This is a genomic window from Victivallis lenta (assembly GCF_009695545.1).
Taxonomy (GTDB): domain Bacteria; phylum Verrucomicrobiota; class Lentisphaeria; order Victivallales; family Victivallaceae; genus Victivallis; species Victivallis lenta.
In genome coordinates, this window is sequence record NZ_VUNS01000053.1 from 1 (window position 1) to 10196 (window position 10196).

Annotated in this window: 7 protein-coding genes; 6 read left to right on the forward strand and 1 reads right to left on the reverse strand. The window is 54.1% G+C overall.

The window, feature by feature from the left end; translation table 11 throughout:
* The first annotated feature begins 683 nt into the window (after positions 1-683).
* From FYJ85_RS22405 to FYJ85_RS22430, 6 genes are all read left to right on the forward strand, one after another.
* On the forward strand, positions 684-1031 hold the full coding sequence (locus FYJ85_RS22405) for a hypothetical protein (RefSeq protein WP_154420917.1): 348 nt from the start codon (positions 684-686) through the stop codon (positions 1029-1031).
* A complete protein-coding gene (locus FYJ85_RS22410; protein ID WP_154420918.1) occupies positions 1028-1225 on the forward strand; it encodes a hypothetical protein in 198 nt (65 codons plus the stop codon). Before FYJ85_RS22405 ends, FYJ85_RS22410 begins: the two co-directional genes overlap by 4 nt.
* A gap of 155 nt (positions 1226-1380) precedes the next feature.
* Complete coding sequence (locus FYJ85_RS22415; RefSeq protein ID WP_106052148.1) at positions 1381-2433, forward strand: GntR family transcriptional regulator; 1053 nt, start codon at positions 1381-1383, stop codon at positions 2431-2433.
* 219 nt (positions 2434-2652) lie between these two features.
* Positions 2653-3384: a type II secretion system protein gene (locus FYJ85_RS22420; RefSeq protein WP_106052150.1), complete on the forward strand. Its 732-nt coding sequence runs from the start codon at positions 2653-2655 to the stop codon at positions 3382-3384.
* A 280-nt stretch (positions 3385-3664) separates the two neighbouring features.
* Positions 3665-6790 carry a cellulase family glycosylhydrolase gene (locus tag FYJ85_RS22425; RefSeq protein ID WP_206213412.1) on the forward strand — a complete coding sequence of 1042 codons (3126 nt, stop codon included), beginning with the start codon at positions 3665-3667 and terminating at the stop codon, positions 6788-6790.
* Between the two features lie 18 nt (positions 6791-6808).
* Positions 6809-8107: an FAD-dependent oxidoreductase gene (locus FYJ85_RS22430; RefSeq protein WP_154420920.1), complete on the forward strand. Its 1299-nt coding sequence runs from the start codon at positions 6809-6811 to the stop codon at positions 8105-8107.
* A 256-nt stretch (positions 8108-8363) separates the two neighbouring features.
* On the opposite strand, the gene FYJ85_RS22435 is transcribed toward FYJ85_RS22430, so the two are convergent.
* The gene (locus FYJ85_RS22435) at positions 8364-10073 is read right to left on the reverse strand and encodes a hypothetical protein (RefSeq protein ID WP_154420921.1); all 1710 of its coding nucleotides are present in this window, start codon (positions 10071-10073) and stop codon (positions 8364-8366) included.
* Positions 10074-10196: the final 123 nt, after the last annotated feature.

The window sequence follows — 10196 nt, forward strand, 5'->3', positions numbered from 1 at the left end:
TCGCTTTTTAGGACAGCTGATTTACAACAAAGGGGGGCTACTTTTGAGAATTGGTGTGAAATAGATGAAAATGAGGGGGCGTAATCAGAAAATTACGCCATTTTGAAAATTGTTAGGACAGGTGTGAATGATCTTTGTAAAATCAGAAACAATGCGGCGCATACAAAGAATGAAAAGATTTACGATTGGGAATACGTATTTCCATTAATTATTTTTACAGAAGAATTGATTGTAATATTAATTTTTTTACAGTTGGATTTTTCGATTGAATATATAAAGAAAAACTTCAACAATATTCCAGAATGGACTGAATCAAAAAGGATACTTTGCAAAGCACTCGGTCACAATACTGTTGAATGATAATATATTATACAAAACATCAGTTAGCCCTCTACGTTAATTCTTTGATCTGATGTCAAAGCGGAAATTTGAAAATAGTCATGGAGCAAAGCTGTATGCTAAATTGTGTATCCGCTTGATTTATGGTATTTCTTGATTTCGTCCATATTGGGAATGATGGATCAAAATAGCCGATTTTGGTGAAATTTATCCATACTCAGCAACTCATCCCGATTTGCAATATGCGGTCCACCCCCGATCCCAAGCATCGCAATATCAATAACTTGAAGAATTAAAAACTGACAGAGCCGCAGAGCTCTCAGGCATACGGTTTGGTGTGAAAAGTGAAACCATCGGAATCAGCAGAAAAGACGCGAAATTCATGTTCACGTGGATGCTTCTTGCCTCAATGGGCGGCAACTTGGAAATTCTTCAAAAAAAACATTTATAAGCAAGAACTTCTCATTCGTCACGCGCTCCAAATTATTGAACGTCGTTTGAATTCCTATACGAAACCGATGGAGCCTGTATTTATTGCAGAGATCAATAAATATCATCCTCCGCGTCAACGGTCTCAGCCTCTTTTCATCCTTATGTCGATTGCAATGATGCTCGGCATCGCAGCTTGCAGCGGCGTTTCCCTGCAGACTTTCAGGGAGAAGTTCAACCTGGAGCGGATGCTCAGTTCATGATCGGCGGCGTGATCGACATCCGCCGGATGCTGCGCGATCTTGCCGGCCGCACTGACAACCCGCTGGACGACGGGCGCGTGGAGGAGCACGTTTCGCTGGATGCAGGCTCCCCCCTGAAGCCTGGCCGGGTGCCGTATGCCGGAGCCAAATACCGCCAGACGGCAGTATCCGGCCTGAAATCATGCGGAAAATGAAAAAAAAACGCCTGAGGACTTGACAAAGCGCCTGGAATTATGTATAATTATAAGTGTTCCATCGTGTACCACAGAGATTCCAGGTGATCTCAGAAAAAGTGATTTCATTCAGATTCGGGACGTATGGAATCTTTGAAAAAACAAGGTGATTTGCCATGAATATCAAAACGGCGGAAATTATCAGTGATATTTCCCACGCTGGTTATATCAGCGTCCGTAAATATGTGATCGACCAGGTGGTGCGAAGCGGTTCAACCCCCAAAAGGCTGGCTTCGATGCGCGCTCTGGCGACCCGGTTCGGAGTCGGCAGCTCCACTGTCCAGCGCGCGTTGAAAGATCTGGTTGACGACGGATACCTGACCGCGAAGAAAGGGATCGGCATGTTTACCAATCCCGAATTCAGCTGGCGGGGGAGAAAACAGGAGATTATCGAAGTTCTGATCGCTGACGGCAGGCAGATTTATTTTGAAAAATATCTTGCGTCACTGCTTTCGGCTGTCGCCCCGGGCCTGACGGATGAAGGGCGGATGATCCATTTTATCGATTTTTTCAATTTCAACAGGGAAACATTTTCCGGACCGGATGCGGCTTCGCGGGCATTGATATGGCTCTATCCTGATCTGTGCGAACATAAAAGAGCAATTGATTTCGTCAACAGCATCAGGATTCCGGTGATTTTTGCCGGAGGATTTTCAACGGAACACCATTGCGCCCGGTACAACTGGGAGGAAGAAGGCTATACGGCGGCTCTGGCCCTCCTGAAAGAGGGCCGGAAAAAGATCATGCTCCTGACCGATCCGCAGCATGAACCGCTTCATCTGGCCGGCGTGAAACGCGCATTTCGCGAGATGGGAGAAACGTATGATGAATCCCTGGTCCTGCGCGGCAATCAGAATCTGGTCGCGGATTGCGAACGGCTTATGAAACGAAAGGGCATTCCGGAGGCTTTCTATGAAGGCGCAAACGGTTTCGGAGCACTCGAAGCTGTTTTTCAGGATTGGGGTGTTGATTTTCTGCGGCAATGCCGCCTGGTTTCACAGGATGACTCGTGCCATTTATTTCCCGTTCCGCAGTGGCGGTTCCGGCACAATTATTCAAAAATGGGCGAAGAGGTTCTCGCGCTGTTGAAACTCGCCCTGCAAAATCCGCAGGGGCCGCCGGAACTCCGGCTGGTTCCGCGCGAACTGGATACCGATCTGCATCCCTGAAACGTAAGGAAATGGTATGTTAATACCATCGAAATATCAACAATTCCTTTCTCGGAGGTGTGAGTACGGCGGAGCCGCACGGAACACCGTAGAGCGGGGGGCCCGAAAAGTATCATCCGCCGCGCAAGCGCTGTGGATGACAAGCCCGACTTGTCCTCCGCAGCCTCGGCGAAGGAGGAAGGGGGGGGGCAACTTTTTGGGGAACACAGGAGATTTCTTATGAGAGCAAAGAATTTCACACTGATCGAGCTTCTGGTGGTGATTGCAATCATTACGATTCTGGCCGCAATGCTGCTGCCCGCATTGAACAAAGCGCGGGACAGGGCCAAAGCGACGAACTGCGTCAGCAATTTAAAGCAAATCTGCGGCGCTTCCGGAATGTATTCCGCCGATTATCAGGATTACCTTGTCATACCGGGATATGTAGATAAAGAGGCGCTGCTGGACGATGGCGAAATCTGGGATATTCTTCTGGCGCGCTATATGGGCTTCAGCAAAGGCGGCAAAAGAAATTTCCAGCTGTTCCGCTGCCCGATCGATCCAGATGAGCTTTATGTGGGAGCCTCCATCCGCTCCTACTGGCTGAACGGGCCGACCAGCGACAACAATGGAACCGTTGCGGAGCTTTCGACGTTCGGCACCAGCCAGGCTCCCGGCGGAAAAAAAGCCGGTTCGTTTAAGAATTCGTCGGAAGTGATGCTCTTCCTCTGCAAAGCACTGGCCCGCGTTCCCGATAATCAAAGTCATTTTTCTCGCGGGGTCCGGTACGTGACCGATCTGGGACACCGGCATTGGTATGATTCCGGCGTGAACGGACTCCGGGGGCAGTTCCAGCACAGCGGAGGCAGCAACTACGGCTTCACCGACGGGCATGTCGGTTTCCTGCGGCCGGGCAACGAATTGGGAAATGTCCACACTCCGGCCCGGAACCACTGGATCATCCAGAAATAATGAACCATACAATCCTTAAAACAAATGAGACGGTAAGTTTATGAACTGCTTTTTTAAAATCGCCGCCCTGTGCACTTTGCTGGGAGCTGTTCAGGCTTTCGCCGGCGAGGAAGAAATTGTCCGCCCCTTTATCGAAGCACGGGAAAAAGTTCGCGCTCAGCAGAATATGCTGAAAAAAGAAGAAACCCGGGCTCCCGGCTCCGGGGATGTGCAGGAAGCCGGAAAGCGTATCGCGTCGCCCAACGCCGTCTATCCGCTTATTTTTTCTGAAAAGAAGAGAATGAACGGCTCTCTGGATGACTGGAGCGACATTCCGTTTTCGGGAGAGCTGATGTTTCAGGGAGATCCGTCCGTCGCCGATCCGGCGTGGGGGGCCTCTTTTAAAGCGGCGGTTTCCGAAGACACTCTTTATCTTCTGCTTACGGCGCGCGACCCGAAACTGCACTTCGGGATCAAGCCGGCCTACAACAGCGACTGCTTCGAGCTCTTTTTCGACCCGTTTTTCCATTGCGGGCGAATGGATGACGGAACCGCCCAGATCTTCATTACGGCAACCGGTGAGGAAGGTGCGCGGCCCGAAGCATCCGGCAAGTATCCCGTCAAAGTAATTCCGGTTCCCTTTGAAGGAGGATGGGCGGCGGAAGCGGCAATCCCGCTCGACAACGATTACTTCAAGATGTCCCCGTATGACGGGCTGGCATTCGGATTCAACGTAAGCTACAACAGCAACGACGAAGGAAAAGTGCGGACCCGGAAACTGACCTGGAGCGGAATCGACCGCAACGACGAATCCTGGATGGACGCCTCTCTTTACGGTGCGATGCGGGTCGTTCGTGCCGGCTCCTCCGCAATCCGCCCGGTGCGCCCCGGTTCCGCGATCGAGGAGAACCGGAAACGTCGCCGGGCCGGCGAAACCCTTGCCGATCCTTCGGTCATCCGGACCGTGAAGCCGAATCCGGCGGTGGTGCGCGGATTCATGTCGGGCGGTCTGCGCGGCGGGCAATCGTTCCGGGATATGGCGAACGACTGGAATGCCAATGCCGTGCGGCTGCAGCTCTGGAGCGTCGGTCCGAAACCGACCTGGACGGAAGAGAATTATCCCGTTTTTCTCGACCGCCTGGAAACGGCGGTCAGGCAGGCGCGCGATGCCGGGCTGAAAGTGATTCCGGTCGCGTTTGAGGTTCCCTGCGAACTGAACGGCAAAGAGATGTGGGAAGTTCCCGGAGTGGAAGAAGCTTTCATCCGTTACTGGACAGGCATTGTCGAACGGCTGGCACCTTACCGTGACGCCTTGTGGGGATATGATCTTTTCAATGAACCCCTGGCCCGGGCGCAGCTGCCTTACGCCCCGGTCGAATGGCGTCAAATGGCGGTCAACATCACAAAAGCAATCCGCAGACTCGATCCTGACACCTGGATTATTTATGAAGTCGGCCCCGGAGGCGGCTGGCGCGGGTTCGAAGACCTTGTTCCGCTGCCGGACCCCAAAGTGATCTACAGCTTTCACTTTTATGAGCCGGGCGCATTCACCCACCAGGGAATCGCCGCGACACTGCTGCAGGACCCGGGGCTGCTTGCCAAGGCGCAGGAGACGACCGGAGTCGTCTATCCCGGCTTCATCGGCGGCCGTTACCGCGACCGGAAAGAGATGGAAGAATCGCTTCAGCCGGTCATCGACTTCCAGAAGAAATACGGCGCGCCCATTTTCGTCGGCGAATTCAGCGTCATCGCCTGGGCGCCCGTCGCCTCCGCGGTGCAATACCTGAAAGACTTGACCGGCATCTTCCAAAAATATGGATGGAGCTGGACCTACCACGCATTCCGGGAATACCAGGGGTGGAGCCTTGAACATGAAGACGGCGTTCTGGTCAAGGACGCCAATCTGAAAATGGTCGGCATGAGCAAGCGCGGCGAGGTCATTCTGGAGGCGCTGAAGGCGAATTCCAAAGAATTGGAAGAAGAAGAGGAAGAGGAGGAGGAGGAACCGGCGGCGGAAGTCGATTTTTCCCGGGAGAATATGAAAACCTGGAGCTCCACCCGCGGAGCAGTGTTCAAAACCGAAAATGATGCGGTTGTCATCGACGGTACCGACTGGGATTCCAAAATCAACCGGAACATCAGGCTCAAGAGCAGTCAGCGCTACCGGATCGAAGGCGTGGGACGCGGCAAGACGATGGTGCGCCTGCAGATCGGCTGGGGAAAAGCGTTCTGTGAACTGAATCTCTCCGGAAATGAGTTTCGCAGGGGAATTACGGAATTTACCACTCCGGCGGGAGACGGCCGCTATAATCTGGCGATACAGGTGAACGCGCCCGAAGGGCGGGCGGAGGTGAAAACCCTCCGATTCATTCCTGTTTCGGAAGAAAAAACCATACTTGACCCCGTGAAACTCCGCGCCAGCCGCCCGAATCCCGAAATCGTCCGCGGCTTCATGGTTGCGCCGGAGTTTTCGAAGGAGACGGCCCGCGACCTCCGTTCCTGGGGAGCCGATGTAATCCGGCTCCAGATCTTTCCGCTCTCTTTCGCCCGGCAGCGCAATCAGGAGTGGCGGGAGGCGATGCCCGCCTTTCTGGACGATGTCGAAGAAAAAGTGAAAATCGCCCGCGATCATCGGCTGAAGGTCGTAATCGACCTGCACCATCCTCCGATGCCCGGTGTCCGGGCCGATGATACCGAGATGTGGGAACATCCCGATCTGGAAAAGAATTTCACTGCTTTCTGGCGCGCAGTCGCAACCCGCCTGAAGCCTTACGGCGATGTCATCTGGGGATACGACCTGCTGAATGAACCGCTCGACCGCAATCAGCTGCCCCACGCTCCGCGCGAGTGGAGGCCGCTGGCGGTCAAGATTCTCAAGGCGATCCGCGAAATCGATCCCGATGTCTGGATCATCTACGAGCCCGGCCCCGGAGGCGGCACGGCAGGCTTGCGCAATCTCCGGCCCCTGCCGGATTATAAGGTGATTTACAGCACGCACTTCTATGATCCGGGCGCATTCACTCATCAGGGGATTCACAATATCGCAGGAACCGACCGGCTGAAAGTGGAGGAAAAAATCAACGTCCGCTATCCCGGCGTAATCGACGGGGTTTACTACGATAAGGGAAAACTTGCGGAAAGTTTGAAAATCATCGACGATTTTCAGGCGCGGTATCCCGTTCCCTGGTTCATCGGAGAATTCAGCGTGGTCCGGTGGGCTCCGGCGGGTTCCGGAGAACAGTTCCTCCGGGATGCGCTTGAACTTTTTGAAGAGCGGAAATGGTCGTGGACCTATCACGCTTTCCGCGAACATCACTGCTGGAGCCTTGAACATGACGGGCAGTTCTGGCGGGAGGGGATGCCGAGCCCCAAACCGGTCGGAGACACACCGCGCGGACAAGTAGTTCGAAATTTTCTCACGAAATAATAAATAAGGTTGCCTGAAATGAAACAGATCTCTTACGTTTTAAAGGAAGACGTCCCGCTCGCCGCCGAAACCGAAATTCTGGTGATCGGAGCCGGTCCCGGCGGACTTTGCGCCGCGGTTACCGCCGCGCGCCGGGGCAGACAGGTTGCTCTGGCGGAACATTACGGTTCACCGGGCGGAATGGCCAATGTCGGCGAAATCTCTCCCTTCATGCCGAATCATTGCAGCGGAGAGTGCCTCGACCGCCCGCTTTATCCGGAGTGGCTTAACCGGATGCGCTCCTACCGTTCCCTGCCCGCAATCGCCAACCGGCATTCCGAATGGGACGGCAGGACGGTTTCGCGTTATGGCGCAATGCTGGCGGCGGAAGACATGCTGCTGGAAGCCGGAGTGAAGCTCCATTATCACCATACGTTCTTCGACCTCCGAAAAGAGGACGGCAGCATTACCGATGTCATTTTTCACGGCAAGTCCGGCCTTCGCGCCATCCGGGCGAAAATCGTTATCGACGCGACCGGAGACGGGGATGTCGCGGCCAGAGCCGGGTGCCGTTTTGAATTCGGCAACAGCGAAGGGTATTGCCAGCCGATGACGCTTTGTTTCAAATTGTGCAATGTCGATAAGAACAGAATGCCGCCGCGGCAGGAGATTACCGCCCTGTACCTGAAGGCGAAAGAAGCCGGCCGTATCGATTGTCCCCGCGAAGACGTCCTCTGGTTTGACGATTTCGACAGTGACGTCATTCATTTCAACACCACCCGCGTAGTGAAACACAATCCGCTGGATGCGGAAGATCTGTCTGATGCGGAAATAATCGCGCGCCGCCAGCTGCGCGCATTCCTGAAATTTCTGCGTGAGGAAGTACCCGGATTCGAGCGCGCGGAACTTCATTCCGTCGCCGCCCGGATCGGAGTCAGGGAATCGCGCCGGATTCTCGGCAAAGCTTTTATCGGAATCAGGGAGTTTGAAACACGTGCAAAATTTCCCGATGGCATTGCGCGCGTAAATTATCCGATCGATATTCACAACCCGAGCGGCAGCGGAACCGATCTCCGTCATCTTTCGGAAGATGAATATTATGAGATCCCTTACGGCTGCATCGTTCCGCCGGGAGTGTCCAACCTGCTGATTGCCGGACGCGGGATTTCCGTCGACCACGCACTGCACAGCAGCATGCGGGTCATGCCCCCCGTCTGTTCGATCGGGCAAGCGGCTGGAATGGCGGCGGCAATGGCCGTCGAAAAGCAGTGCCGGCCGGAAGAGCTCAATGGCGCGGAATTGCGCGCCGAATTAAAAGAGTTCGGGGCCAACCTTTAAGCTCGATCCGCAGATATTGCAGAAAATCTCCGGGTTGCGCCGGATCTGTCTTCCGGCCGCATCCCGGTTCCGGCTGCACCGGCAACTGCCGGAAAAGAGGTTGCCGGCATCAGCTTATCGACCGCACCTGAGCGGGAATTCACCGCTGCTCCGATTCTGTGTGCCGGCTCCCGGCAGCGCCCGCTTTGCAGGCGGTCGCAGAAAACGGCAATCAATCATACCGGAAGCCCGGGGATTTCCCTCCTTGAATAAACGCTTAATTGCGGATCAATTCATAGGCGAACGCGACTTCACCGGACGGCATGAATACCTTTGCAGGAAATGAGACCATGCCGTTTTCCTGCTGCCGCACCGGAATCTCCGCCATTCTTCTGCCCGAGAGATCCACGGCGAAGAGTCTGGTATCCTTGCCGGGAGGCAGCGTCAGGGAAATCTGCGCTTCACCGCAGGCCGCCAGCATCGGCAAACGCCCCCAGGCATCGAGCGTGACCCGGTTGCCGTCTCCGAACCGGGTGCCGTCCGGCAATGCATCAGTCAGGTGTAAAATCAGAATTCGTTCAGACTCCGTCAATTGTCTGCCGTCAGCGGCGATTGCGGCAAATACGGCGCGGCCGATCCGGTTGTCAACTTGCAGGATTCCGGCTTTGTCCCTATTTCCGGGCGGCAGAATCAGCGCGCAGCAGGCCGGGGAGACGGCACGGACGATTCCTTTTTCCGGAGCAAGCGTCAGTTGGCCGGCCTGATCCTGATAGAACTCGTTCTTCCGGTACTGGCCGGGCCGGAGCAACTTCGCCCGGAGGATTTCATCCAGAAGTTTCTCACCGGCGCGAAAACACGGCAGGCTGCATTCCGCTCCGGCACCGGGCGTCAGTTCGATCGCGGCGGCGCTTCCGCCGGGGAGCGTCGCACCGTCGTCGAGAAATGCATTGCCGACCTGCGCCATCAATCCCAGCCGGTTGATCTGAGCGCAATCCGCATCGCGCAATGTAAAGCGTTCCTGACTCCGGCGGACGATGACGAACTTCTGTTTTGCCGATTCGACCCCTCCTTCGCAGAAAAGCGCGCGAGCGATTCGAAGCGAAAGTTCCTTCATCGGGTCAAGCGTACTGTCAAAATGAAATCCGCGCGTTTTGCCGAGGTCGGTTTTTACCGTCAGATGTGCATACTGGAACAATCCGTCCCAGTCCTGCAATGCAGCGTAACCGCCGGTAAGCACGCCGCCTTCCGCCCGGTGCATATTGGGCCCGGCATAATCAAACTCCGTCACCATGAATGGTTTGCCGTAGATTCTGGAGCTGAAGAGCACACCGGGCGCCGCACCATGATGACGAATGGAGGAGAGGTTGTGGTGCTTTGCGGGAAATTTCCACCATCCCCCCTGAAATGACGGGTGATCCCAATAAAAATGATTTTCGACAAAATCGTATTGACTGCGCATCGCGGTCAGAAGCGGGGAACTTAAAAAATTCTGATCCGAGAACATGCGCTCCACCCCGTTGTCGCGCAGGAACTGCTTCATTTCCGCATATCTTGCGCCATAAATTTCCTGTAGAAACTGTGCAAAAAGGGGATCGTCCGCAACTGGTTTTGCCGATTGCCGGCCATGCCGTTTCTTCCACTCTTCAAATTTCCGGAGGTAGATCGCCTCCACCTCCGGCATGCGGTTGTAATAACGAGTCAGGGAACTTTCATTGACCAGCGACAGGGAAATCAGAGCCGGTTCATCTTTAAGGGCGTAACCGGTATAAGGATTGACATGATTTAACCAGTTCAAGCTGAATTTCTTCCAATTTTCCAGAACCGAATCGAGCACAAACAGCAGAGGTTTGAAATTTTCCTGCCAGAGTTTTTTACCGGGAAACTCCGGAATTTCTCCGGCTTCAAGCTCCCGGGAGACATAGAGGTCCGAAAGGATGTAGATGCCGCGTTGTTTCAGGCAATAAATCAGATAATCAAGTTTATCCACACCTGTCCTAACAATTTTCAAAATGGCGTAATTTTCTGATTACGCCCCCTCATTTTCATCTATTTCACACCAATTCTCAAAAGTAGCCCCCCTTTGTTGTAAATCAGCTGTCCTAAAAAGCGA